Annotated in this window: 21 protein-coding genes and 1 pseudogene; 14 read left to right on the top strand and 8 right to left on the bottom strand. The window is 72.9% G+C overall.

All coding sequences use genetic code 11. The features are described from left to right. The first annotated feature begins 8 nt into the window (after positions 1 to 8). Together IO20_RS0125965 and IO20_RS0125960 are read left to right on the top strand one after the other, a co-directional pair. Positions 9 to 641, top strand: coding sequence for a TetR/AcrR family transcriptional regulator (locus IO20_RS0125965; RefSeq protein WP_030554311.1), 633 nt, complete (start codon positions 9 to 11; stop codon positions 639 to 641). 77 nt (positions 642 to 718) lie between these two features. Then, on the top strand, positions 719 to 2,695 hold the full coding sequence (locus IO20_RS0125960) for a HelD family protein (RefSeq protein WP_030554310.1): 1,977 nt from the start codon (positions 719 to 721) through the stop codon (positions 2,693 to 2,695). A 226-nt stretch (positions 2,696 to 2,921) separates the two neighbouring features. On the opposite strand, the gene IO20_RS0125955 is transcribed toward IO20_RS0125960, so the two are convergent. Both IO20_RS0125955 and IO20_RS0125950 read right to left on the bottom strand, forming a co-directional pair. Then, positions 2,922 to 4,430 carry an MFS transporter gene (locus IO20_RS0125955; RefSeq protein ID WP_051874695.1) on the bottom strand — a complete coding sequence of 503 codons (1,509 nt, stop codon included), beginning with the start codon at positions 4,428 to 4,430 and terminating at the stop codon, positions 2,922 to 2,924. Between the two features lie 90 nt (positions 4,431 to 4,520). Then, the gene (locus tag IO20_RS0125950) at positions 4,521 to 5,006 is read right to left on the bottom strand and encodes a MarR family winged helix-turn-helix transcriptional regulator (protein ID WP_030554307.1); all 486 of its coding nucleotides are present in this window, start codon (positions 5,004 to 5,006) and stop codon (positions 4,521 to 4,523) included. Positions 5,007 to 5,218: 212 nt separating this feature from the next. Between IO20_RS0125950 and IO20_RS0125945 the strand changes: the two genes are divergently transcribed. Beyond that, the gene (locus IO20_RS0125945) at positions 5,219 to 5,719 is read left to right on the top strand and encodes an HAD domain-containing protein (RefSeq protein WP_030554305.1); all 501 of its coding nucleotides are present in this window, start codon (positions 5,219 to 5,221) and stop codon (positions 5,717 to 5,719) included. Positions 5,720 to 5,754: 35 nt separating this feature from the next. Here the strand turns inward: IO20_RS0125945 and IO20_RS0125940 are convergent, their stop codons facing one another. Next, positions 5,755 to 6,507: a DUF5710 domain-containing protein gene (locus IO20_RS0125940; RefSeq protein ID WP_051874694.1), complete on the bottom strand. Its 753-nt coding sequence runs from the start codon at positions 6,505 to 6,507 to the stop codon at positions 5,755 to 5,757. Positions 6,508 to 6,587: 80 nt separating this feature from the next. Further along, entirely contained in the window at positions 6,588 to 7,004 is a 417-nt protein-coding gene (locus IO20_RS0125935; protein ID WP_030554301.1) for a VOC family protein, read from the bottom strand. 242 nt (positions 7,005 to 7,246) lie between these two features. On the opposite strand from IO20_RS0125935, the pseudogene IO20_RS39875 reads away from it, so the two are divergent. The 8 genes and pseudogenes from IO20_RS39875 to IO20_RS0125895 form a co-directional block, all read left to right on the top strand. Then, positions 7,247 to 7,399: pseudogene (locus IO20_RS39875) on the top strand (transcriptional repressor); the annotation flags it as partial. A 112-nt stretch (positions 7,400 to 7,511) separates the two neighbouring features. Continuing rightward, positions 7,512 to 8,165, top strand: coding sequence for a hypothetical protein (locus IO20_RS41550; protein ID WP_063761440.1), 654 nt, complete (start codon positions 7,512 to 7,514; stop codon positions 8,163 to 8,165). After that, a complete protein-coding gene (locus IO20_RS0125920) occupies positions 8,165 to 11,038 on the top strand; it encodes a M48 family metalloprotease (protein WP_030554298.1) in 2,874 nt (957 codons plus the stop codon). The genes IO20_RS41550 and IO20_RS0125920 overlap by 1 nt, the downstream gene beginning before the upstream one ends. Positions 11,039 to 11,127: 89 nt before the next feature. Continuing rightward, positions 11,128 to 11,673: a hypothetical protein gene (locus IO20_RS0125915; protein ID WP_030554296.1), complete on the top strand. Its 546-nt coding sequence runs from the start codon at positions 11,128 to 11,130 to the stop codon at positions 11,671 to 11,673. Then, the gene (locus IO20_RS40835; protein WP_169749547.1) at positions 11,670 to 12,893 is read left to right on the top strand and encodes a hypothetical protein; all 1,224 of its coding nucleotides are present in this window, start codon (positions 11,670 to 11,672) and stop codon (positions 12,891 to 12,893) included. Before IO20_RS0125915 ends, IO20_RS40835 begins: the two co-directional genes overlap by 4 nt. A gap of 664 nt (positions 12,894 to 13,557) precedes the next feature. Continuing rightward, positions 13,558 to 14,013 carry a helix-turn-helix domain-containing protein gene (locus tag IO20_RS0125905; RefSeq protein WP_030554292.1) on the top strand — a complete coding sequence of 152 codons (456 nt, stop codon included), beginning with the start codon at positions 13,558 to 13,560 and terminating at the stop codon, positions 14,011 to 14,013. Between the two features lie 35 nt (positions 14,014 to 14,048). Continuing rightward, positions 14,049 to 14,615, top strand: coding sequence for a hypothetical protein (locus IO20_RS0125900; RefSeq protein ID WP_030554290.1), 567 nt, complete (start codon positions 14,049 to 14,051; stop codon positions 14,613 to 14,615). Between the two features lie 88 nt (positions 14,616 to 14,703). Then, complete coding sequence (locus IO20_RS0125895; protein ID WP_030218866.1) at positions 14,704 to 15,051, top strand: DUF2516 family protein; 348 nt, start codon at positions 14,704 to 14,706, stop codon at positions 15,049 to 15,051. A 37-nt stretch (positions 15,052 to 15,088) separates the two neighbouring features. Here the strand turns inward: IO20_RS0125895 and IO20_RS0125890 are convergent, their stop codons facing one another. The 3 genes from IO20_RS0125890 to IO20_RS0125880 all read right to left on the bottom strand — a co-directional run bounded on the left by IO20_RS0125890 (position 15,089) and on the right by IO20_RS0125880 (position 18,852). Beyond that, complete coding sequence (locus IO20_RS0125890; RefSeq protein ID WP_030554288.1) at positions 15,089 to 16,318, bottom strand: PP2C family protein-serine/threonine phosphatase; 1,230 nt, start codon at positions 16,316 to 16,318, stop codon at positions 15,089 to 15,091. Between the two features lie 414 nt (positions 16,319 to 16,732). After that, entirely contained in the window at positions 16,733 to 17,782 is a 1,050-nt protein-coding gene (locus tag IO20_RS0125885; protein ID WP_030554286.1) for a C40 family peptidase, read from the bottom strand. 239 nt (positions 17,783 to 18,021) lie between these two features. After that, positions 18,022 to 18,852, bottom strand: coding sequence for a hypothetical protein (locus IO20_RS0125880; protein WP_030554285.1), 831 nt, complete (start codon positions 18,850 to 18,852; stop codon positions 18,022 to 18,024). A 312-nt stretch (positions 18,853 to 19,164) separates the two neighbouring features. Here IO20_RS0125880 and mshA point away from each other — a divergent pair, with 312 nt between their 5' ends. The 3 genes from mshA to IO20_RS0125865 all read left to right on the top strand — a co-directional run bounded on the left by mshA (position 19,165) and on the right by IO20_RS0125865 (position 22,818). Continuing rightward, a complete protein-coding gene (mshA, locus tag IO20_RS0125875) occupies positions 19,165 to 20,532 on the top strand; it encodes a D-inositol-3-phosphate glycosyltransferase (RefSeq protein ID WP_030554283.1) in 1,368 nt (455 codons plus the stop codon). Then, complete coding sequence (locus IO20_RS0125870) at positions 20,525 to 21,025, top strand: type III secretion system chaperone family protein (protein WP_030554282.1); 501 nt, start codon at positions 20,525 to 20,527, stop codon at positions 21,023 to 21,025. Before mshA ends, IO20_RS0125870 begins: the two co-directional genes overlap by 8 nt. A 113-nt stretch (positions 21,026 to 21,138) precedes the next feature. After that, a complete protein-coding gene (locus IO20_RS0125865; protein WP_030554280.1) occupies positions 21,139 to 22,818 on the top strand; it encodes a glycosyl hydrolase family 28-related protein in 1,680 nt (559 codons plus the stop codon). Here IO20_RS0125865 and IO20_RS0125860 read toward each other — a convergent pair. After that, complete coding sequence (locus tag IO20_RS0125860; RefSeq protein ID WP_051874693.1) at positions 22,805 to 23,785, bottom strand: AraC family transcriptional regulator; 981 nt, start codon at positions 23,783 to 23,785, stop codon at positions 22,805 to 22,807. The two genes, IO20_RS0125865 and IO20_RS0125860, sit on opposite strands and share 14 nt — an antisense overlap. Between the last annotated feature and the right edge of the window lie 65 nt (positions 23,786 to 23,850).

Below are 23,850 nucleotides of genomic sequence, written 5' to 3'. Positions count from 1 at the left end.
GGCGGGTCATGGCAGGTGGCGAGGGCGGCAGGGGTGACGGGCTGCGCGAGCGGAAGAAGGAGCGCACCCGGCAGGCCCTGTCCGACGCCGCCGTCGCGCTCTTCCTGGAACGGGGCTTCGACGCGGTCTCGGTCGCCGAGGTGGCCGCCGCGGCGGAAGTCTCGAAGCCGACGCTCTTCCGGTACTTCCCCGCCAAGGAGGACCTGGCCCTCCACCGGTTCGCCGATCACGAGGACGAGGCGGCCCGTGTGGTGGTCGCCGGGCGCCGCACCGGCACCGCCCCGCTCGACGCGCTGTACGCGCACCTGCGCGACGGGCTCGCCCGGCGCGATCCCGTCACCGGACTCTGCGACCATCCGGCCGTCCTGGCGTATCTGCGGCTGCTGTACGGCACGCCGGCCCTGGTGGCCCGCATGCACGCCTATCAGCTGAGGTCGGAGGCGGCCCTCGCGGACGCGCTCGCCGGTGACCCTCTGGGCGCACGGCTCGCCGCCGGGCAGATCGTGACCGTGCTGCGCATCCTCGCGGAGGAGAACACGGCCCGGATCGCGGGCGGGGAGACGGTCGAGGCGGTGGAGGCGGACGCGGTGGCGGCGGCGGAGCTCGCGTTCCATGCGCTGCGCGAGGGGCTTCCTTACTGAGTGCCGGCCGGCCCGCACCCGCTGCGTGAACAAGTAAAGAATGTAACCCAGTAACGTTTTCCGTTAGGCTTCTCGGAATGACGTCACTGGACCTTGAGCTCGTGCGCGAACGCTCCCACCACGACGCCTGCCGCGCCGCCCTGACCCGGATGACCGAGGACGTGGCCGAACAGGTCGTCACCGGCGAGGACACCGCCGCGTCCGGCGCCGACGCCGAGGCGCTCGGCAGACACCTCCGCAGCCGCGCCAAGGAGATGCGGGAGCAGCCGCCGGGCCCCCTGTTCTTCGGACGCCTCGACCGCGAGGACGGGCAGACCCACCACATCGGCCGCCGCCGGATCGCCGAGGACCCCGCCGCCCCGCCGCTCGTCGTCGACTGGCGCGCCCCCGTCTCCCGCGCCTACTACCAGGCCGGCGCCCACGACCCGCAGGGCGTCCTCCGGCGCCGCCGCTTCGGATGGGCCCCGCAGAGCCGGGGCGCCTCGGAGGACCTGACCGCCCTGGAGGACGAACACCTCACGGCCGGCGGGGCGGTGACGGTCAGCGCCCTCCTCGCCGGGGAGATCGAGCGCCCACGGGTCGGGCCCATGCGGGACATCGCTGCCACGATCCAGCCCGACCAGGACGACCTCGTACGCTCCGAACCGGCCGCCTCCCTGTGCGTCCAGGGCGCGCCCGGCACCGGCAAGACCGCCGTGGGCCTGCACCGGGCCGCGTACCTCCTCTACACCCACCCGCAGCGGATCCGCCGCTCCGGCCTCCTCGTCCTCGGCCCGCACCGCGCTTTCCTCTCGTACATCTCCGAGGTGCTCCCGGCGCTCGGCGAGACCGGCATCCGGCAGGCCACACTCGACGAGGAGATCGCCCGCCATCCGGTGCGCGCCGAGGACGGCGAGGCCGCCGCCCTCGTCAAGCACGACGCCCGGATGGCCCGGGTGCTGCACCGCGCGTTGTACGGCCGGGTCGATCCGGCCCCGGCGGCCGACCTCGCCGTCCCCGACGGCTCGTACCACTGGCGGCTGCCGGCCGCCCTGCTCGCCGAGATCGTCGCGGCCGTACGGGAGGAGGCGCCGCCCTACGCGACGGGCCGCGAGCGGGTCCGCGCCCGGGTCGTACGGGCCCTCCAGCTGCGAGCCGAGCGCCGGTCGGGGCCGATGGGCGCGGCCTGGGCGCGGCGGATCGAGCGGGCGCGGGCGGTGACCGCGTTCCTCGACGCGTGCTGGCCGAGGACGAGCCCGGAGGAGGTGCTCGCGGGGGTGCTGGCCGACCCTTCCGATCCCGTTCTGACGGAGGCCGAGCGGGCCGCGATCCGGTGGGACCGGCCGCCGCGCTCGTACCGCTCGGCGCGCTGGACCGCCGCCGACCTCGTCCTGCTCGACGAGCTGGCCGGCCTCGTCGAACGTCCCGAGAGCTACGGCCACGTCGTCGTCGACGAGGCCCAGGACCTTTCGCCCATGCAGTGCCGGGCCATCGCCCGCCGCACCGCCTTCGGCTCGCTCACCGTCCTCGGGGACCTCGCCCAGGGCACCACCCCGTGGGCCGCCCGCAGCTGGCGTGAGCAACTCGCCCACCTGGGCAAGGCCGAGGCGCCCGTGGTGCCGCTGACCCTCGGCCACCGCGTCCCGGCGGCCATCGTGGACCTCGCCAACCGGCTCCTTCCGCACCTCGGCGCGGACGTACCGGCGGGCCGCTCCGTCCGGAGGGACGGTGAGGTGGAGGTCCGGCGGACGACGGACCTCCTCGCCGCGACCCGCGAGGCCGTGCGGGACGCGCTCGCGCGAGAGGGCTCGGTGGGCGTGATCACGGCCGACGGCCTGGCCGGCCCGGTGCGGGAGGCGGTGCGCGCCTGCGGGGCGGGGGAGCGGGTGACGGTGCTGCCCGCGACGGGCGTCAAGGGCCTGGAGTTCGACCACGTCGTGGTGGTCGAGCCCGCCGCGATCGTGGCGGCCGAGGCGCGCGGAGCGAACCGGCTGTACGTGGTGCTCACCCGGGCGGTGTCCAGGCTGACCCTGGTGCACGCGGCAGAGCTTCCGGGGTGGCTGAGGCCGGAGTGAGGCGGCCTCTACACCTCGTACAGCGAGGTGAGTTCGATGCCGATACGGCTCAGGGCCGCCCGCGCATCGGGCGGTTCCAGGAGTACGGGGAACGCTCCCCCGACGGCCGGCGGCCCATCGGAAGAGCAGGGCGGCGACGAGTCGGTCGGCTCTCATGGCGCCGTTGTCGCCGTGCTCGCCGCCGTGCTCGTCGCCGCCTTCGGGGCCGTGCCCTGCACCGCGCTTCTCAGTGGGTCGCGAGGGCCTTCGGGGGGTTCGGCGCCGTGGTCGCCTCGGGTGCCTGGACCGCTTCGGCCGCCTGCGGGGCTTCCGGACGGTGGGCGGTCGGGCGGCGCAGGACGGTGAACGTGAGGGCCAGGGCGACGAGGAGGAGACCGGCGCCGACGCCGAACGCCAGGTGGTAGCCGCCGGTCAGGGCCTCGGCGGCGGGCCTGCCCGCCTCGGTGAGGGACTCGGTGCGGGAGGCGGCCAGGGTGGAGAGGACCGCGACACCGAGCGCCATGCCGATCTGCTGGGTGGTGTTGAAGAGACCGGAGGCCAGACCCGCGTCCTTCTCCTCGGCACCCGACATGGCGAGCGAGGTGAGGGCGGGGAGCGCCAGGCCGAAGCCGGCGGCGAGCAGCATCACGGGGAGCAGGTCGGTGACGTAGTCGGCCTGGACGGGGAGGCGGGTCAGCAGGCCGAGGACGCCGACGAGCAGGAGGAGGCCGGTGAGGAGGATGTTCCGCTCGCCGAAGCGGGCGATGAGGCGGGCCGAGACGCCGAGCGAGACGGCGCCGATGACGAGCGCGGCGGGCAGCATCGCGAGGCCGGTCTCGGCGGCTCCGTAGCCGCGGACCTTCTGCAGGTAGAGGGCGACGAGGATCTGGAAGGAGAAGAGCGCGGCGACCATCAGCATCTGGACGGCGTTGGCGCCGGAGACGCTCCGCGAGCGGAGGACGCGCAGCGGCATGAGCGGGTTCGCCGCCTTCGCCTGGCGGACGAGGAACCCGGCCAGGAGGACGAGGGCGAGGGCCCCGAGACCCAGGGTGTGCGCCGAACCGGCCCCGTACTCCTCGATCTTGACGACCGCGTAGATGCCGGTCATGAGACCCGTGGTGACGAGCAGCGCGCCGATGACGTCGGCGCCGGCGCCGAGCCCGAGGCCGCGGTCGGAGGGGAGGGCGCGGAGGGCCACGAGGAGGGTGGCGATGCCGATGGGCAGGTTGATGAAGAAGATCCAGTTCCAGGTGAGCGCGTCGGTGAGGACACCGCCGAGGACCTGGCCGAGGGAGGCGCCGGCGGCGCCGGTGAAGCTGAACACGGCGATGGCCCGGGCCCGTTCGCGGGGCGCGGTGAAGAGGGTGACGAGGATGCCGAGCCCGACCGCGGAGGACATCGCGCTGCCGACGCCCTGGAGGAAGCGGGCGGCGATGAGGACCTCGGGGGAGGCGGCGACCCCGGCGAGGAGGGAGGCGGCGGTGAAGATCCCGGTGCCCGCGAGGAACATCCGCTTGCGCCCGATCAGGTCGCCGAGGCGGCCGGCGAGGAGGAGGAGCGAGCCGAAGGCGATGAGGTAGGCGTTGACGACCCAGCTGAGGCCGACGGGGGTGAAGCCGAGGTCGCCCTGAATGGCGGGCATCGCGACGGTGACGATGCTGCCGTCGAGGACGGTCATGAGCATGCCCGTGGAGAGGACGCCGAGGGCGACTCCGGGGGAGAGGGCGCGGGTGGAGGGGCGGGCCGGGGAGGGCATGAGGGTCACTCCTGTTCGGTGGGGGCAACAGGAGTGACATTAGCAGAAGGTTTTGTTGCAGACTATTTTTTACGGAACGTGTTCCGGGGGTCAGGCGCGCTGGCGTGCGCGGCGGGTCGCCTTCGGGCCCTCGACCGGGGTCTCCAGGTGGCCGGTGGCCAGGCGGTTCAGGGCGCGCAGCAGGGCGGTGCGCTCGTCGTCGGGGAGGGAGGAGAGGGCGCCCTGGTGCACGCCGTCGACGATCTTCTGGCTCTCCCTGGCGACCTTCGCCCCCGCCTCCGTCACGGCGATGATCCGCGCCCGCCGGTCGGTGCTCGACGGCCGGCGCTCGGCGAGCCCGGCCTTCTCCAGGGCGTCGACGGTGACCACCATGGTGGTCTTGTCCATGTCACCGATCTCCGCGAGCTGCGCCTGGGTGCGCTCCTCCTCCAGGGCGTGGGTCAGGACGCAGTGCATGCGGGGGGTGAGCCCGATGGCGCCGAGTTCGGCGGCCATCCGGGTCCGCAACACGTGGCTGGTGTGGTCGAGGAGGTAGGAGAGGTCGGGCTCGGTCCGGGTGGGTGCCATGGCTGTCATGCCTCCCAGGGTAACCAGGGTCGATCCGTCGCGGATTATCGAGAAGCGGACGAGTGGGGGCCGGGGCCCGGACCCCGGTCGTGCTCCGGACTGCGGTCGCACCCGACCTCGGTCGTACCCCGACCTCGGGCATGCTCCGGACCTCGGTCGTGCCCCGGACCTCGGTCGTGCCCCGGACCTCGGGCATGCTCCGGCTTCGTCACGATGGAGGCATGACGATCGCGCCGCTGCTCTTCCTGGACGTGGACGGGCCGCTCATCCCCTTCGGGGCGAGCGGCGGGGCTCACCCCACGTACCCGCCCGCCCCGCCCGCGTCCGTGAGCCCGCTCCTCGCGCGGCTCGACCCCGCGCAGGGACCGCGGCTCGCGGCACTGCCGTACGCGCTGGTGTGGGCGACGACCTGGCAGGAGGACGCGAACTCCTGGATCGCCCCGCGCCTCGGGCTGCCCGCTCTGCCCCTGGTGCGGTGGCCGGACGAGGATCCCGCGCCGGCGGCGGGCCGCCACTGGAAGACGGCGGCGCTCGTGGCGTACGCCGCCGGGCGGCCGTTCGCGTGGGTCGATGACGAGATAGGCGCCGCCGACCGCGAGTGGGTCACCGCCCACCACCCGGGCCGGGCGCTGCTCCACCGCGTGGACCCCTGCCGTGGGCTCACGGCGACCGATTACGAGACGCTGACGGCCTGGGCGGGGCTCCCGGCAGGACCGGCCTGAGGGCCGGCCGGTCAGAGGCGGGGGGAGGGGGCTCGTCATGCCCGCTCACCGCCCTTGCGGGCGGGGAAGCCGGAGCGGGCGGGCGGGGGAGGCGACTGGCGGGGCACGGAGGCGGCGGCTTGGGCCCGTTCGCCCGCCCCCGGCGGCGGGGCGAGGGCGATGCCCGCCCCGGTGAGGATGCCGAGGTCGAGCTCCCAGGCGTACCGGGAGCGGTCCTCCCATACGTCGAAGGCGGCGCGGACGTGCTCGCGGGCCTGCGGCTCGCTCATCCCCGTGACCTTCACCAGGTGGGCGAAGGCCTGCTCCTCGACGCCGCGCACCTGGGCGAGGCCGAAGTGGGTGACGGTGTGGCAGTCGGTGCAGAGGCAGATGAGCCGCTTGAGGATCTGGACGCGGGCGGCCGCGTCGAAGGTCCACCGCTCGTGGACCTCCAGCCACCGGCGGGTCTCCCGGTCCTCGCCCGCCCCGCAGGCCTCGCAGCGCCGCCCGGCGCGGCGGGTGACCATCCGGCGCAGCCGCTCCCAGTCCGTCTGCGCCACGCAGGAGCGGACGTGGGTGAACCAGCAGGTCCGCGGCACGAGATCGACGAAGAGGCCGTCGCCGAGGGTCCGGTCCTCGCCGGGCAGCAGCTCGGGGACGTCCGCGGCGGCGGCCCACCGGGCCAGTTCGGCCATCCCGGGCCGGGGCGCGTACCACCGTTTGGCGGCGGGATCCCAACGGGCCCCGCCGCGTTTCGCCGCGTCCTTCTCGGCGTACGGCACGTCCAGCCAGACGCGTTCAACCGGCATGCTCCGCCTCCCTGTTGGGCACGCACACATGCTGGCACGCGCGCGGGAGGGCCGGGCGGGTCACGCGCTGGGGGGGAGGCCTACGCGGTGCGGGGCTTGCTGAACCGGACCACGTTGCCGGCCGGGTCGCGGAACGCGCAGTCGCGGACGCCGTACGGCTGGTCGACCGGCTCCTGGAGGACGTCGCCGCCCGCCGCCCGGATGTGTTCGAAGGTGGCGTCCACGTCGTCCGTGGAGAAGATCACGGCGCGCAGCAGGCCCTTGGCGAGCAGCTCGGTCATCGCCTGCCGGTCGGCGGCGGAGGCGCTGGGGTCGGCGAGCGGCGGTTCCAGGACGATGTCCACGTCCGGCTGCGCGGGCGACCCGACGGTCACCCAGCGCATCCCTTCGAAACCGACGTCCTTGCGTACTTCCAGACCGAGGGCGTCGCGGTAGAAGGCGAGCGCCTTGTCGTGGTCGTCGACGGCGATGAAGCACTGCGAGAGGTTGATGTTCATGCGATCGACGCTACGGTCGGCCGCCGGATTCCGCTTCTTCGATCCTGACCGGTCGCTCGCGAACGGGCGAACGGGGCGCGACCGCTGACGCACGCAGACTGCAGCGGGGCCAGTGGCAATTGCTTAGCGTGACCGGAAGTCGCCGTACGAGACACTGGGCTACTCGTCGAGAGGCCCAGTGCTGGTCGTCAGGGGTGAACTCGCTGACCTGGACGAGGCCGCCGGCCGTCAGCTGACGGTGTCACGACAACCTGGTGTGCCGTGGCTGCGGCCGGGCGGTGGAGGTCGGCGGCCCGGCTGTCGAGCGGTGGGCCGACGCGATCGCCGCGGAGCACGGCTTCGTGGACGTCGACCACACCCCCGAGATCTTCGGTACCTGCGCCGCCGCGGGCTGAGCGCCACTGGGCTCGCGGCCACGTTCCGGAAGATGGCGTTCTGATCCCCGCGCGGCGCCGGAGCGCTACTCTCTGGTTTCGCGTCGTCGGTCGGCGGCTCGGTGGAGGTGTCGTGGACGTTGAAGCGCTTCGTGTACGCGATTTGGTCCGGCAAGTGGTAACCGAGGTTGCCCCGGAGGAACTGCCGCTGCTGGCGGGTCTCGCCGGGTTCGATGACGCCACGGCTGTGCAGCGGCTGGGCGGCGAGGTCCGGCGGCGGGAGCCTCTGGGCTTCGGGCTCGGTGAGGTCGCCGCGCTGGTGACCCCGGTGGTGTGGCTGGCGGTGGACCAGGCCACGCAGCAGATTGTCGGGACCTGGGTGCAGAACCGGGTCGCCAGGACCGGCGCCGCCCTGCGCAGGGTCTTCCGCAGGTCGGCCTCCGAGCCGGTCGTGATCCCACCGCTGACGCGTGAGCAGCTCGTGCTCGTACAACGGTCGGTGCTGACGATGGCCGCGCAGCGCGGGCTGGAGCCGGAGCGCGCGGCGGTCATCGCCGACGCGGTGGTGACCCGGCTGGTACTGGCCGAGCCTGAGCCCGAGGCGGCGGTCGTAGCGGAGGTTGAGCCAGACGGCCCACCCGAACTGCTCGCTCCGCGTACACCGGTCCGCCCGAGCGGGTCCGCGTTGCCGGACGCACCGGTACAACCGAACGAATTCACAAGGCGGGACGGAGTACCGGAGGGGCCGGAACAGCCGGACGAACCCACACGGCCGGCCGGGGACTGATGGTTGTCTTATCCTCCGGCGCCCCCGGCGCAGGGGCCGCCGAGCAGCCTGCCGACGCCGCCCCGCTCGACGAGCGGGTCCTCGTGGCCGGCACCACCTTGCGTTTCGTGCTGATCTTGGCCCTGCTGGCCGCGGCCAGCGTGAGCATGATCCCCCGGACTGTCTGGCACCTCCTCGCCTCACCCGAGAAGGCCAATCTGGAGGTGGCCTGTTACCTGGCGGCGGGGATCGACCCGAGCGTGTCGGCGAACGCGAGCTTCGTCCAGTCCCGGCGTCAGCCCGCCGCGCTGGAGGAATGCACGGCTCGGTTCGCGCAGGACTTCACCCTCGTGTCGGTCGGCGTCGGGCTCGTGGCGCTCGCCGCGGCATCCGCCGTCTACCGGCTGCTGCCGCTGTGGCGGACCCGGCGTACCAGGGTCGTCCCCCTGGACATCGTGGACGTGCACGGCCGCCTCCGGCCACTGCTGGACGAGCTGGTGACCGTTGCCGGACTCAACCGCACGCCCCGCTTTGTTGTCGATCCGGCCTCGCGGACGACCGGCGCCGTCGCATTCGGCCGCCCGCGCCGGCCCGTGATCCGCCTGGACGGCGGCCTGGTGGTCACCGCTGACGGCGAACAGGAGCGGTTCCGTGCTGTGGTGCTGCACGAGCTGGCGCACCTGCACCACAAGGACATCGGCATCACCTACGCCACCGTAGCCCTGTGGCGGGTGTTCCTCGTGCTGGTACTGCTGCCGTGGACGGCCGTCGGCCTGGACGTCCTCCTCCTGCGCGGCTCGGCGGAGGTCCGGGGCATGTACGCCCCGTTCAACACGCACGCCCAACTACTCGGCGGCCTGCTGGTCCTGGCGGTCTACCTCTCCCGACTGGAGATCCTGCGCCACCGCGAGATCTACGCCGACCTCATGGCCGCCCGCTGGGGTGCGAGCGCGCAGCCGTGGGAGGACGGCGCCGCCCGCCAGCACGCCGGGGAAGGGTGGCGGAGACCGTTCGTCCGGTTCGCCGCGCTCTGGCGCACGCACCCTGCGCCGGCCCTGCGCCGCGCCTCCCTGGCCGACCCGAAGGTGCTATTCACGCTGAGGGCGCTGCCTCTCCTCCTCACGGGGCTGGCAGCCGACATCCTGGTCTGGCACCTGAACGCGCTGTTGTACGAGTTCCTGTGGCCCGGTGCCGTGCTCGTCGCGGGCCTGGTTGTCGGCATCGGCGGCGTCGCGCTGTGGCGTGCCGTGCTGTACGCGCTCCGGGCAGGGCGGACGGTCCCCTCGGGGTGGTCCGTTGGCCTGTGGCTCGGGCTCGGCGTGGTGGTGGGGGAACTGACCGGGCCGCGCGCCGCGATGAACCAGTGGCTGCCCGCCCACCCCGAGGCACTGCTGATCCTGGTGGCTGCGCTGGTCCTGCTGATGACGTGGACCACGCAGAACGCCGAGTGGTGGCTGCGGGCCCGGCGGGAACATCCGCCGGGGCCGGCCATGCTTGCGGGCCTGGCGGTGCCCGCGCTCGCGTACGCCTCGGTCCAATACTGGTGGCGGTCCGTGGGCGAGGTCCTCACGGACGGCTGGCCGTTCACGACGGCCGGGGTGCTGGCCTCGTACGGACTGCCAGGACTGCCGCCCTCGGACCTCGGGCCGCTGTGGCACGTCGTCGCCGTGCTGGGCCTGCTGCCCGGAACGCTCACGGGTGCCGGGAGTCTGTGGTGGGCGCAGGTACTTCTCTGGGCACTGCCCGTGCTCGCGCTGGTCGCCGCCTCGCGCCCAGGCGGCGAAGGGGCACGTGGAGGGGGACAGTCGCCCGTCGCCGGGCTGGCAGGCGGGCTGACGGGCGGAATCGCCTGCTCGGCCGGGCTGGCCGTGGCGCTGGCCTGGCTGCGGGACGCGGAGCTCGGAGACTCGGGGGCGGTCGGGCCGCTCCGCCTCGCACAGATGATGGTGCCGGTCCTGGTGATCTGCGCCGCAATGGCCCTGACCGCCGCCGTCGTCGCCGCGCTCACCGACTCCGGGTGGCTGACAACCGGACTGATGGCGGCGGGTATCACCGCATTGTTGGGCGTGGTGGCCGCGCACATCCTGGTCCGGGCGAACGCGGGCAGCGGGTCGTCGGCGGTGGCCTGGTCGCTCTCGCGGGAGGCCCACCTTCCTTACGCCGTGGCCCTGGGCACGCCGGTGGCGGGCCTGGCCGCCTTCGTGGGTCGCGGCGTCGGGCTCGCGGGCCGGGGCGTCGCGCTGCTCGTGCGTCGGGTGACCACCAGGCGCAAGGGCGGGCCGCACCCGGACGCGCGGCCCGCGCCGGTCGAGGAGCGGCCGCTCCGTCCGAAGTGGCGGCGTGCTGTCCGCCTGGCCGCGGTCGGCGCCGTCGTGACCTGGATCGGAGCGACAGCACTCGCCGTGGACGTGTCCGCGGCGTCCGGACGGGTCTCCCGGCCGGCCCTGGTGCCGGACCGCCCGGCGCCCGAGCCCTCGGCTGCGGTGTCCCGGCTCCAGCACCAGGCGTGGGCGGCGGCGGGCGGCCTGGAACGCATCGAGGCGCTGCGGACCGTGGAACTTCGGTACAGCGCCGCTTTCACGGCCGTGGGCGAGGCCACCGACGACGCCGGTTTTCTCCAGGCAATGGACCGGGTCACGGACGCCTGTGGAGCGATGGACCAGGCGACGCGGCGGGCGGGCGCCTACCTCGACGTGCCCTCCGCGGCAGGACAGCGAATTTGGACGCGTGTGCTGACCCGCCATCGGGAGATGACCGACACCTGCCGGGCCCTAGCCATGCGACCGGATCCCACGACGGCCAAGGCGGCGGACATCACCCACCAAAACGCAATCGATTCGGTCGACGCGATGTCCTACTGGCTCGCCGAAAAGGGGGCGATCCGTCCGAAGTGACGCCGTAGAGGCAGGAGTCGACCCTGTCGACCCGACACCCCGGTCCACCGACCCAACCAACCTCACCGACCCCACCGGAGGGCGCACAGATGACGATCACCCCCACCACGTCGCGGCGGCGCGTCACGGTCCTGCTGCTGAGCGGCGCACTCGCACTGACCGCGTGCGGCGGAGGCGACGACGGCGTGGACAAGGGCCCCGCCGCCCCGGACAAGAAACCGGGCGAACACCACACCGTCGTCCTAGAGGTCACCTCCGACTACGGGCGGCCGGTCGCGATCAACTACTTCGGGCACGTCACCGGCCCCGACGGCATGAAGGTGCTTGGGCAGAAGGACGGGGAACTGTCGGCCCAGTCGCCGTGGAAGACCACGCTCTCGGTGGAGGGCAAGAACCCGTGGGTCAGCCTGATGGCCAACGGAACTGGATGTATCGGTCGCGCGACCGGCGGCGACTCCTGCGAGACCGGGGCCATCCCGGACCGTAAGGACTTCGAGGGAACCGGTACGACCACCTGCCGCATCACCGTCGACGGCAAGGTCGTCGCGGAGCAGTCGTACACCTGGCCCACCATCATCCCGGTCACCTGTCTCACTCCGCTCAAGGGCAAGGACAAGGGCGGCGACGGGCAGTGACAGAGTCCGTCTCCTCCCCCGCACCCGGCCCGGCGCCGGATCCGGACGCGCGCCGCCGCTCACGGCGGCGGACCTTGTTGCTCGCGCTGCTTCTCCTCCTCCTCGCCGTCACCGGCCTGATCCTGTGGATCTTCATCGGGCCGGACGGCGACGACGGGGCGGACGACGCCCGCGGCGCGTCACCACGCGCTGAGCTGACGCGCGCCGCCAACCTCCTGCGTGACCTCCCGGCGTTGCACTACACGGGCACCATGGGCATTGCAGGAGCCCAGGAAGCCGCGGGCGGCGAGGACGCACAGGTGGACCTGATCGTCAGCAATCCCGCCGACGCGCTCGGCACGTTGGCGATGCCCAGTGGTCCGGCACTGGACTACGTGGGCATCGATGGCAAGTCGTTCCTGCGCGGGGAGACCGAGGCCTGGCGGGGGTTCGGCATGGCCGAGAAGTCGAAGGTGCTTGCCGAGCACCCGTCGATGGTGCAGCCAGGAATGTTCTTCTCCCAGGACCTCGCCACCACTCTGGCGCCCCCGGCGCTGGCGAAGACCGTGCGGGCGGAGGACGTCCCGGACGAGAAGATCACCATCGGCACGCCCGTCACCATGGGCGATCACACCTGCACCCCGTTCCACGTCGATGACACCACCATCTGCCTGAGCGACCAGCAGGCGGACGGCGCCCGGTTCGTCGACCGGATCAGTTTCGGCGACACAGCCGTGCTCGACGTCGAGGTCCCGTCCAGGTCCGAGGTGGAGCGGTTCTCCACCGACTTCCGCGCGGAACTGCCCGAGATCCGCGACGCGGTGGATCACCGGATTGACGTGACCACCCAGATCCTGCGCGACTACAAGGGTAAGTGTGCCCCCACGGCCTGCGTCTTCACCGCCCGGGTGACCGTCACCTACCTGGGGTCCACCTCGGAACCGGACGCCTCCAAGGCTGTCCCGGTGACCTACTCGTGGGCTGTCGACCGGGACGGAACGCCGGTGGAGTTGGACCCGGAGTGCTCAGGCACCCTCACGATCAAGCCGGGCAAGTCGAAGGACCTGTCGTGCACCGCGACCGGGCCGTCCGTCGGAGAAGCGACCCAGGGGCAGTACCACGGAGAGATCCACGTCTCCGACCGCGCCCTGACCGAGGAGGAACACCAGCGCCTGCTACGCCTGGCCGCGGACAACAGCGAGAAGATCGCCGCGCTCCCCGATCCGCCGACTCCCCGCTGAGGGGCGAACAGGCGTCGCAGGTAGGGGCCGACCGCCCTGGCGCTGCCTGTGGAAGTCCCTGGCAGCAAGTCGAAGCGGGGCGAGTACTGCGTGACGCCACCGCCTGCCACGTCGTGTCCGCCCTGGAGAAGACAGTGGCCGCCCGCCTTGGCATCCCGCTCGTGCACCGGACGCGCATGCCGCGCCAGCGCACCTGCCCCTCGGCCGGCCGAAACCAAATCTGGCACTCGAAACACATGGGCTCCCGCACCAGCAGACGGTGCTGGAGCCCGCGTACTGCGAGGGCATATCCGAGCCTCAGGGACTCCGGCGGCGGTTCCGGCGCTCGACTGGCCAGGACACACCCCGGGCCCCGGTGTCATGTGCCCAACATGCCTGATGAGCCGTCGGATAGCCGTGAGGCCGTATGGAAACCGAACTCATGCCTCACGTACCCAACGCCCTGATCCGGCCCTAGATGATCGGCATCCTGTCGGGTGGGGTGCCCCCGTGCGACTTCCTCGACCTGAACGAGACCCGTTCGACTTCGCCGGGACCGGATACGACAGTCTGCGGGCCAACGCGACAGTTGGCGTGACGAGTCACAGGTGTCTGCCGCTGCCGCGATGCCCACTTTTGCAAGCGGCTGCTTGCAATAGTTAGCAGAGGGTGGCATGGTCGGAGCATGGCATCGCTCAACGTCGGCAATCTCGGTGAGTACCTCCGCGAACAGCGGAGGACCGCGCAGCTGTCCCTGCGGCAGCTCGCCGACGCCGCAGGCGTGTCGAACCCGTACCTGAGCCAGATCGAGCGCGGGCTGCGCAAGCCGAGCGCCGAGGTGTTGCAGCAGGTCGCCAAGGCGCTGCGGATCTCCGCCGAGACGCTCTACGTGCGGGCCGGAATCCTCGACGAGAAGGAGCGGGACGAGCTGGAGACGCGGGCCGTCATCCTGGCCGATCCCTCGATCAACGAGCGGCAGAAGCAGGTGCTGCTCCAGATCTACGACTCCTTCCGCAAGGAGAACGCGGCCGAGAGCGCCGCGGAAACCGCGGCGGAGACCGCGGCCGCGAACACCGCCCCGTCCGCCTCCGCCTCCGCCTCGTCCGCCTCCGTGCCCGATGCCGAAACGCCCCTGAAGTAGCTCGCTCGTACGTCACATCCGGGAGGACCACCAGCATGGCCATCATCGACGAACTGCGTACCCCTCTCTACTTCGCCGCCGGCACCGCCGACCTCGCCGTGCAGCAGGCCAAGAAGGTCCCCGGCCTGATCGAGCAGCTCGCCGCCGAGGCGCCCGCGCGGATCGAGGCCGTACGGAAGACCGACCCCAAGGCCGTGCAGGAGAAGGTGGCCTCGCAGGCCAAGGAGGCCCAGGCCACCGTGCAGTCGAAGTTCGCCGATGTCGTCGGCGGTCTCGACACGGACCTCAAGAAGCTCGGCGAGACGGCCCAGGACCTCGCGCTGCGTGGCGTCGGCGTCGCCGCCGAGTACGCGGTCAAGGCGCGCGAGAAGTACGAGGAGGTCGCCGCCCACGGCGAGGAGGCCGTCAAGGCCTGGCGGGGCGAGGTCGCCGAGGAGATCGTCGAGATCGCCGTCGTCGTCGAGCCGGAGGAGACGAAGGCGGAGGAGACGAAGGCGACGCATACGGAGGCGTCCGACGCGTCCGAGAAGGCGCCCGCCAAGAAGCCGGCGGCCCGCAAGGCCCCCGCCAAGAAGACGGCCGTCACCGCCGAGAAGGAGTAGGCCGGGGCACCATTGCGGGTACGAGGTGCGTTGCACCGGGTACCTTGACCGCGAGGCGCTCTTCCCCTCTTCCTAGGCGGTGCTCAGCATGTTGCGCATGGGATTCGATTCCCTTCTCTCTCTGGTGATGTTCCTGGTCTTCACCGGCTTCGCCGTCGCCGCGCTCGTCTTCGCCGCCATGGCGCGCGAGGACGCGTACCGTGCCGCCGAGAAGCAGACGAAGAAGTTCTGGCTGATCATCCTGGGCATCAACCTCGTCGTGAACCTGCTGCTGCCGATGCTGTTCCTGCAGATCGCAGGCGTGATCGCCGCCATCGTCTTCATGGTGGACGTGCGGCCCGCGCTCGCGCAGGTCTCCGGCGGAGGCCGTGGCGGGCGCCGGGGCGGCGGCTCCAGCAGCGACGGACCGTACGGCCCCTACAACGGCGGCCGGTGACCGCAGACGGCGAAGGACCAGCGACAGGGCCCGGGGATCATCCCCGGGCCCTGTCCCGTTCCAGGGCCAGGACCGCCACGTCGTCCGTCAGCTCGCCGCCGTTCAGCGACCGGACCTCGGTGACCGCCGCCTCCAGGAGCTCCTCGCCCCGCAGGCCCTCGGTCAGCTGCCGGTTGATCATGTCGACCATCCCCTCCTGACCGAGCCGCGGTGAGTCGGGCCCCGCCGAGCGTCCCTCGATCAGCCCGTCCGTGTACATCAGCAGGCTCCACGCGCCGCCGAGCTCGACCTGCCGGCGCGGCCAGCGGGCGCGCGGCAGCAGCCCGAGGGCCGGGCCGCCGTCCTCGTACGGAAGCAGCCGGGCCGCCCGCCCCTGCCGGGCGATCAGCGGCGAGGGGTGGCCGGCCAGGCAGAGGCCCGCCCGGCGGCCGTCGGGCGCGATGTCGACGGTGCAGAGGGTCGCGAAGATCTCGTCGCTCTCCCGCTCGTGCTCCAGGACCTGCTGCATCGTCGAGAGCAGCTCGTCACCGCAGAGGCCGGCGAACGTCAGGGCCCGCCACGCGATCCGCAGCTCGACGCCGAGCGCGGCCTCGTCGGGGCCGTGTCCGCAGACGTCACCGATCATGGCGTGGACGGTTCCGTCCGGCGTACGCACGACGTCGTAGAAGTCGCCGCCGAGCAGCGCGCGCGAGCGGCCGGGCCGGTAGTGGGCCGCGAACCGCAGGTCGGAGCCCTCCAGGAGCGGGGTGGGGAGCAGCCCGCGTTCCAGGCGGGCGTTCTCCTGGGCGCGCAGGCGGGACTCGGCGAGCTTCACCTGGACGGCGTCGGCGCGCTTGCGTTCGACCGCGTAGCGGATGGCCCGGCTGAGCAGCCGCCCGTCGAGCTCCTCGCGGAAGAGGTGGTCCTGGGCCCCGACGCGTACCGCCTCGGCCGCCAGCTCCGCGTCGGCGGAGGCCGCGAGCGCGAGGACGGCGTGGCGCGGGGCGAGGCGCAGGATGTGCCGCAGCGGGGCGAGCGGGTCGTCGCCCGCCCTGGGGCCGGGCAGGGAGAGGTCGACGAGGACGCAGTGGACGTCGTCCGTGAGGAGCCGCTCGGCCTCGGTGAGGTTGCGGGCGGTACGGATGCGGACCCGGGTGCCGGCGGCGTCGGCCGCGTCGAGCAGTTCGGGTACGGCGAGGACACCCGCCGGGTCGTCCTCGACGACCAGGAGAGTGAGATCGGTGCGGTCGGTGCCTGTGACTGTGCCTGTCATAGCGGTGGCGTCCATAGCGGTGGCGTCGCCGGGTCCCGCAGCAGCAGAGACGATTCTCTGACGCGGTACGGATACGGGCATCGGTCCGGGTTTCCTTCCCTCCCCCCGAAGGTGCGCAGGGCGCCGGGTGGCGTCCCGCCCGTCCCGGACCATAGCGGTAGGGCGGTGCGCAGCGGAATGGCGCTCGGCGGGGGAGCGGCCGTGGCGGGATTGGCATATGCCGCGGAAAGGGAGGTACTTGCCCGGGTGTGCTGTGCGGGAGGCCCCGGAGGCAATGAGAAACGTCACGCCCCGGGGTCGCCTGCCGCTCCGGCGGTGCCGTGCACTGCGTCACGTCGGGTTGGGCGTCGCGCCCGTCAGCGGCACAGGCGCAGGGACGAGCAGCCGGTGCGCGGCCGTGTCCCGCGGAGACGTGACCGGCCCGGCCCCTCACATCGGCCGCACGACCCCCAGGATCTCCATCGAGCCCGCCCCCGCGATCGTCACGTCCCGCCCGGGGCGGGGTGCGTGCACCATCGAGCCGTTCCCGATGTACATCCCGATGTGGCTCGCGTCCTTGAAGTAGACGATCAGGTCACCGGGCCGCATGTCCTTCACGTCCACGCGCGGCAGCAGTCGCCACTGCTCCTGCGAGGTGCGCGGTATCGGCCGGCCCGCCGCGCCCCAGGCGCTCTGGGTCAGCCCCGAGCAGTCGAACGAGTCCGGTCCCTCGGCGCCCCACACGTACGGCTTGCCGATCTGGGCCGTCGCGAACGCGATCGCCTTCTTGGCCTCCGGCGTCGCGGTCGCGCTCAGGCCGGCGAGGACGCCGGTGCCGAGCCAGGTCGTCTGGGCCCGCTGCCGTTCCTGTTCCTCCAGGCGCCGCAGCCGCTCCCGCTCCTCCGCGGCGAGCTCCGACTCCAGCTTCTTCGCCGCGGCGATCTTGTCGTTGATCTGCTTCTTCGCCTGGGCCTGCTTGATGCGGTGGGCTTCGAGCTTGGTCCAGTTGGCGCCCGCGTCCTTCGCGTACACGTCCAACTGGGCCTGGGTCCGCGTCATTTCGCCGAGGAGGTCGGTGGTGGCCTTCGCGCCGTCCCTGAGCCGTCCTGCGGCGTCGAGGAAGAGCTGCGGGTCGTCGGTGAGGACGAGCTGCGCGCCTTCGGGGAGTCCGCCGTTGCGGTACTGGGCACGGGCGGCGGCGCCGGCCTTGGCCTTGAGGTCCTCGATCTTCTCGCGGCCGGCCACGATCATCCGGGCGACCTCGACGAGCTCGGCGGACTGCTCCTTGGTCTGCTCCTCCGCGAGGTTGTACGCGTCGGTGGCGACGGCGGCCTGCCGGTAGAGGGTGTCTATCTCCTCGCGCACCTGCTCCAGGGTCTTCTTCGGAGGAAGCGGCGGGTACGGCGCGGCGGCGGCCTGGAGGGTCAGCGCGGGAGAGGCCAGCACGGTCAGGGCGCAGATCACGGTGATCGCTGCGGTGGCGTGGCGGCGTCGGTTCACGAGCTCCCCCTCGAATGACCAATCCGATGACTGATGCCGAAATCTGATTTACCGTCAGTAACGTGCGCTGACCTTGGCGATAGTGCCATGCGAAACCGCAAAACGACAGGGGAAACCGGGGCTTGTCGGACCCGCCTCCCCCACGGGGGACGCGTGAGACGCGTGTGACGTTCCCGGCGTACGGGAAATTCAGCGGGAGTTGGGGAAAGACGAGGGTCGCCAGGGCTTTTCGGGTCTCCTCAACCCCGGGGCGCCAGCGCCTCCCACCGGACCGTCACCTCGCCCTGGCGCCAGCGCCGGGGCCCGTCCGCCAGCGGCCAGTCCGCCGCCAGGTCGCGGACGGCGCGGATCCAGCGCTGCCGGGCGCCGAACGAGGCGTACGGAGCGGCCGCCGACCACGCCCGGTCGAAGTCCCGCAGGAACGCGTGCACCGGCTCGCCCGGCACGTTGCGGTGGATCAGCGCCTTCGGCAGTCGCTCCGCCAGGTCCGAAGGGCGGTCGAGCGAGCCCAGCCGGGTCGCGAAGGTCACCGTGCGCGGTCCGCCGCGGTCGAGCGCCACCCACACGTGCCGGCGCCCGATCTCGTCGCAGGTGCCCTCCACGAGCAGCCCTCCCCCGTACCTCCCGGGCCCGCTCCCCGCGGGGTCCGGGGGCGCGAGCCGCCCGCACAGCCGCTGCCAGACGGCGGCGACCTGCTCCTCGTCGTACTGGCGCAGCACGTTCGCCGCCCGGATCAGGGCGACCTGGCCGGGCACCGGTACCTCGAAGCCGCCGTGCAGGAAGGAGAGGCCCTCGTGCTCGTACGGCTTCGCGGCCTCGACGCGGGCGGGTTCGATCTCGATGCCGTAGAGACGGGTGCGGGGGTCGGCGGTGCGCAGCCGGGCGAGGAGTTCGACGGCGGTCCAGGGAGCGGCCCCGTAACCGAGGTCCACGGCGACGGGCGGCTCGGGGGAGCTGCGCAGGGCGGGGCCGTGGACGGCGGCGATCCAGCGGTCCATGCGGCGCAGACGGTTGGGGTTGGTGGTCCCGCGGGTCGGTGTGCCGACGGGGCGGGTGGTGCGCGGGGCCATGCCACGAGCGTAAAGGGTCGTGGCCCGCCGCTCACGGCCCGGGCGCGGCACCGGCCGCCACGTCCCGCGCCCCGCTCCCGCGGCGGCAATGAATTGGCAAAGCACCCCGCCGGCGGAAATGAAGGAGGGCATTCCGGTGTTCTGCCGGGTGGAGGACGTCCGCGCCCTCCGAGAGCCATGCCCGACAGACCGACCCGGCCCGCCGTCACCAGCGCAGCCCCGACCCACCAGCCCCGCCCCGTCCCACCAGCTCAACCCCAGCCCGCCCCCCCAGCTCAGCCATTCAGGCCCCCGAGCGGAAGGACCGCCGACGTGAGCCAGTACGTGTCCCGGTTCGCCGGAACCCGGCACCGGCACCCGGCATCATCCCGGCTCCGGCTCCCCGGCCGGAACCGCAGCCCGCGCCGCGTGGCCATGCTCAGCGTCCACACCTCCCCGCTGCACCAGCCGGGCACGGGCGACGCGGGCGGCATGAACGTCTACATCGTCGAGCTGGCGAAACGTCTCGCCGCCATCGACATCGAGGTGGAGATCTTCACCCGGGCCACCACCGGCGGCCTCCCCCCGGTCGTGGAGCTCACCCCCGGTGTCCTCGTGCGCCACGTCGACGCGGGCCCGTACGAGGGCCTGGCCAAGGAGGAGCTGCCGGCCCAGCTCTGTGCCTTCACGCACGGCGTGATGCAGGCGTGGGCCGGTCACCGCCCTGGCCACTACGACCTCGTCCACTCCCACTACTGGCTCTCCGGGCACGTCGGCTGGCTCGCCGCCGAACGCTGGGGCGTCCCGCTCGTCCACGCCATGCACACCATGGCGAAGGTCAAGAACGCGGCGCTCGCCGACGGCGACACGCCCGAACCCGCGGCCCGGGTGATCGGCGAGACGCAGATCGTGTCGGCGGCCGACCGCCTGATCGCGAACACGGCCGAGGAGGCCGACGAGCTCGCCCGCTTCTACGAGGCCGATCCCGGCAAGATCGCGGTCGTCCACCCCGGCGTGAACCTGGACCACTTCCGCCCCGCCGACGGCCGCGCCGCGGCCCGCGCCCGGCTCGGGCTGCCGCAGGACGCCTTCATCCCGGTCTTCGCGGGCCGCATACAGCCCCTGAAGGCCCCCGACGTCCTGCTGAAGGCCGCCGCGGTGCTCCTCGACCGGGACCCGTCGCTGCGCTCGCGCATGATCGTTCCGGTGGTCGGCGGCCCGAGCGGCAGCGGTCTCGCCAAGCCGGAGGGGCTGCAGAAGCTGGCCGCCCGGCTCGGCATCGCGGACGTGGTGCGCTTCCACCCGCCGGTGGGCCAGGACAGGCTCGCCGACTGGTTCCGCGCGGCGAGCGTCCTCGTCATGCCCTCGTACAGCGAGTCCTTCGGCCTGGTCGCCATCGAGGCGCAGGCGGCCGGCACCCCGGTCGTCGCGGCGGCGGTCGGCGGCCTGCCCGTCGCCGTACGGGACGACGTGACCGGCTTCCTCGTGCAGGGGCACGACCCGGCGGACTACGCCCGCGCGCTCGGCCGGTTCGTGGCCGACCCCGACCTGTCGGCCCGGATGGGCGAGGCGGCGGCCCGGCACGCCGGTTCCTTCGGCTGGGACACGGCGGCCTCGGGCACGGCGGACGTCTACACGGCCGCCATGCACGACCACCGGCTGCGCGAGAACCGCCGTCGCGTACGCTCCCACCATGGCTGAGACCGAGGACGTCCGGCGGATCGTCGAGGACACCTTCAAGGACGCGGAACTGGAGTGGGAGTCCCCCGAACCGGGCTCTTACGTGGTCAAGCTTCCCGGCACGCGGAAGCTCTTCACGACGCTGTCACTACGCGTCGGGCGCCACTCGCTCTCGCTCAACGCCTTCGTCATCCGGCACCCGGACGAGAACGAGGCGGGCGTCCACCGCTGGCTGCTCGAACGCAACCTCAAGCTGTACGGGGTGAGTTACGCGGTCGACGGCCTCGGCGACGTCTACCTCGCGGGCAGGCTGCCGCTCGCCTCCGTCACGCCCGAGGAGCTGGACCGGCTGCTCGGCTCGGTCCTGGAAGCGGCGGACGGCGACTTCAACACGCTCCTGGAGCTGGGATTCGCGTCGGCGATCCGGCGCGAGTACGAGTGGCGGGTCTCGCGCGGCGAGTCGACCCGGAACCTCGACGCGTTCAAGAACCTGACCCAGAAGCCGACGCGCTAGCCGCGCGCGGAAACCTCCCCTCTACCGCCCCCTTCCCGCAAGGGCCGGGCGGTGCCATGCTCACGCCCAGCATAAATCTGAACACCGTTCATATACATGAAAGGTTCAGGGGCATGGCACTCAGCAGAAGGCAGTTCGTCGGCGGCGCGGTGGCGGTGGCGGGAGCCACGACGGCGGGAATCGGCGCGACGGCGTTCACCCCACCCACTCGCTCCGCCGGACCACCCGCCCACTCCGCCGCACTCTGGCGCGAGTTCGAGACCGCCCCCTACACCCACCCGCAGATCCCCTACGTGGGCCGGGCCGGTGCCCACGGCGGTGCCCGGCGCTCACCCCGCCCGCCGGCCCTGGCCGACGCCCTCGCCCACGGGGCCACCCCCGACGGCTCGGCCGACTCGGCGCCCGCGATCAACCGCGCCCTCACGGAGGCGGGGGAGCGGGGCGGCGGCACCGTCCTCCTCCCGCCCGGCATCTACCGGATCGACGACTACCTCCGGATCGGCCACAGCGGAGTGGTCCTGCGCGGCGCGGGCTCCGGCCGTACGACCCTGCTCGCCACGCGGAACCTCACCGAGCTGATCGGCCCGTACGGCTCCCGCTACGGCGGCGACAAGTCCTCCTGGTCCTGGGCCGGCGGCCTGATCTGGCTCTCCCCGCACGCCCGGCACGCCTCCCTCGTCGCCGCGATACGGGACCGGGCCTGGCCCTTCGAGGGCTGGACCGGCAACCGGCGCGACGAGTGGACCACCCTCACCGCCGTCCGTCCGGCCCGCCGCGGCGACCGCACGGTCACCGTCGAGGACCCGTCGGCCCTCCGGCGCGGACAGCTGGTCCTCCTCCGCCTCGCCGACGACCCCTCCCACACCCTCCTGCAGCACATGGCGGGCGGCGGCCCGGGCCCGGAGGCGTACACCTGGGCCGAGAGGACGAAGCTGACCAGCTACGTCCCCTACGAGTGGCCCGTACGGATCACCGCCGTGCGCGGCCGGACGGTGACCCTCGAACGGCCGCTGCCGCTCGACGCGCGCCCCGAGTGGGACCCCCGACTCGTCTCCGGGGCCGAGCCGCTCACGGGCTCGGGGGTGGTCGGCCTGACCCTGGAGGCCGTGGAGACCCCGCAGGCCCCGCACCTCCTCGACAAGGGCCACAACGGCGTCACCTTCCAGTGCGCGTACGACTGCTGGGCCGAGGACGTGGTCGTCCGGCACGTCGACAACGGCTTCGGGCTCGTCGCCGCCTCCGCCTGCACCCTGCGCCGCACCCGGGTGGAGGGTCGCGGCTCCCACCACCCGTACTACTGCCGGGAGGGCGCGCACGACAACCTGGTCGAGGACTTCCACATCGCCGCCCGCACCGTCCCCGCCCCGGTCGGTACCCAGCTCCACGGCATCAACGTCGAGGGCCTGTCCAGCCACAACGTCTGGTCGCGCGGGGTGATGGAGATGGGCACCTTCGACACCCACCGGGGCATGCCCTTCGCGAACGTACGGACCGAGATCACCGTCGAGAACAACGGCCGGCACGGCGGCGACGCCTCGGCGGGCCCGCTCTACGGGGCCCGGTTCGCCCACTGGAACGTGACGGTGACCAACGGCAGGGCCGGCCTGGTGAAGATCGACACCGTCGCCCCGTACAGCGCGACGGTCGGCATCAGCGAGGTCCGCGAGTTCGACCAGACGGACGTCCCGGACTTCACGGGCGACCTCCACGCGCGCGTGGAGGCGTACGGAAACCCGGCCTCGGTGCGCCCGCGGAACCTGTACGAGGCACAGCGGGCGCTCAGGAGGCGATGACGGCACCGGCACCGGCACCGACGACACCGACACCCGCGCCGGCACCGCGGCCGGCCGCCGCCGCGCGGTACTGGCCGGGCGTGGTGCCGAACTCGCGGCGGAAGGCGTGCGAGAGGGCGTACGGCGTGGCGTAGCCGACGCGGCGGGCGACCGCGGCCAGCGGATCCGGGGTGTCCCGGAGCAGGGCGGCGGCGCGGGTCAGCCGCCACCACGTCAGGTACGCCATCGGGGGCCGGCCGACGAGGGCGGTGAAGCGGCGGGCCAGGGTGGGCCGGGAGACGCCCGCCTCCGCGGCGAGCCGGTCGACGGTCCACGGGGCGGCCGGGTCGGAGTGCAGCGCGCGCAGAGCGGCGGCGGCCACGGGGTCCCCCAGGACCGCCGGCCAGGCTCCGGCGGTGGCCTCGGTCATCCAGGAGCGGATCATGTAGACGAGCAGCAGGTCGAGCAGGCTCGGCAGCGCGATGGACGAGCCGGGCCGCAGCTCGTCCAGCTCGCCGCTGAGCAGGCCGATGGCGGCCCGCAGTTCGGGGTGGCCGTCTCCCCGGTGCGGGAGGTGCACGAGGGACGGGAGCTCCGCCAGGAGCGGATGCGCGCGGCTGTGGTCGAGCCGGTACTTGCCGCAGAGCATCTCCACCTCGCTCTCGTGAGAGGGGGAGAGGGCCGGGCGCGGCAGGGTCCCGTCGGCCCACCGGGTGAACGACACGGCCCGCCCGACCGTCGCCGCGTCGGCGGGCGAGTCGGCGATGACGTGCCCGGTGCCGTGCGGCAGCAGCACCGCGTCCCCCGCGCCCAGGGCCACCGGGTCGCCGCCGTCGGGCAGCAGCCAGCAGCCGCCCTTCAGGACGATGTGGAACCCGGCGCCGTCGTACGGATCGAGCCGCGCGCACCAGCTGCCGCCCACGCGCACCCGGTCGGAGGAGGGCCGCCCGACACGGACGGCCGAGATCGCGTCGCTCACCACGTCCATGCCGGAAGCGTAGCGCTGACAGGCGATCAGGAGTGAGCCGTACGCGTATCGAGAGGAGCCGTACA

This window comes from Streptomyces exfoliatus (assembly GCF_000725545.1).
In the GTDB taxonomy this organism is placed as follows: domain Bacteria; phylum Actinomycetota; class Actinomycetes; order Streptomycetales; family Streptomycetaceae; genus Streptomyces; species Streptomyces exfoliatus.
The sequence above is the reverse complement of the archived record's forward strand: the minus strand, read 5'-3'. Positions and strand labels throughout refer to the sequence as shown.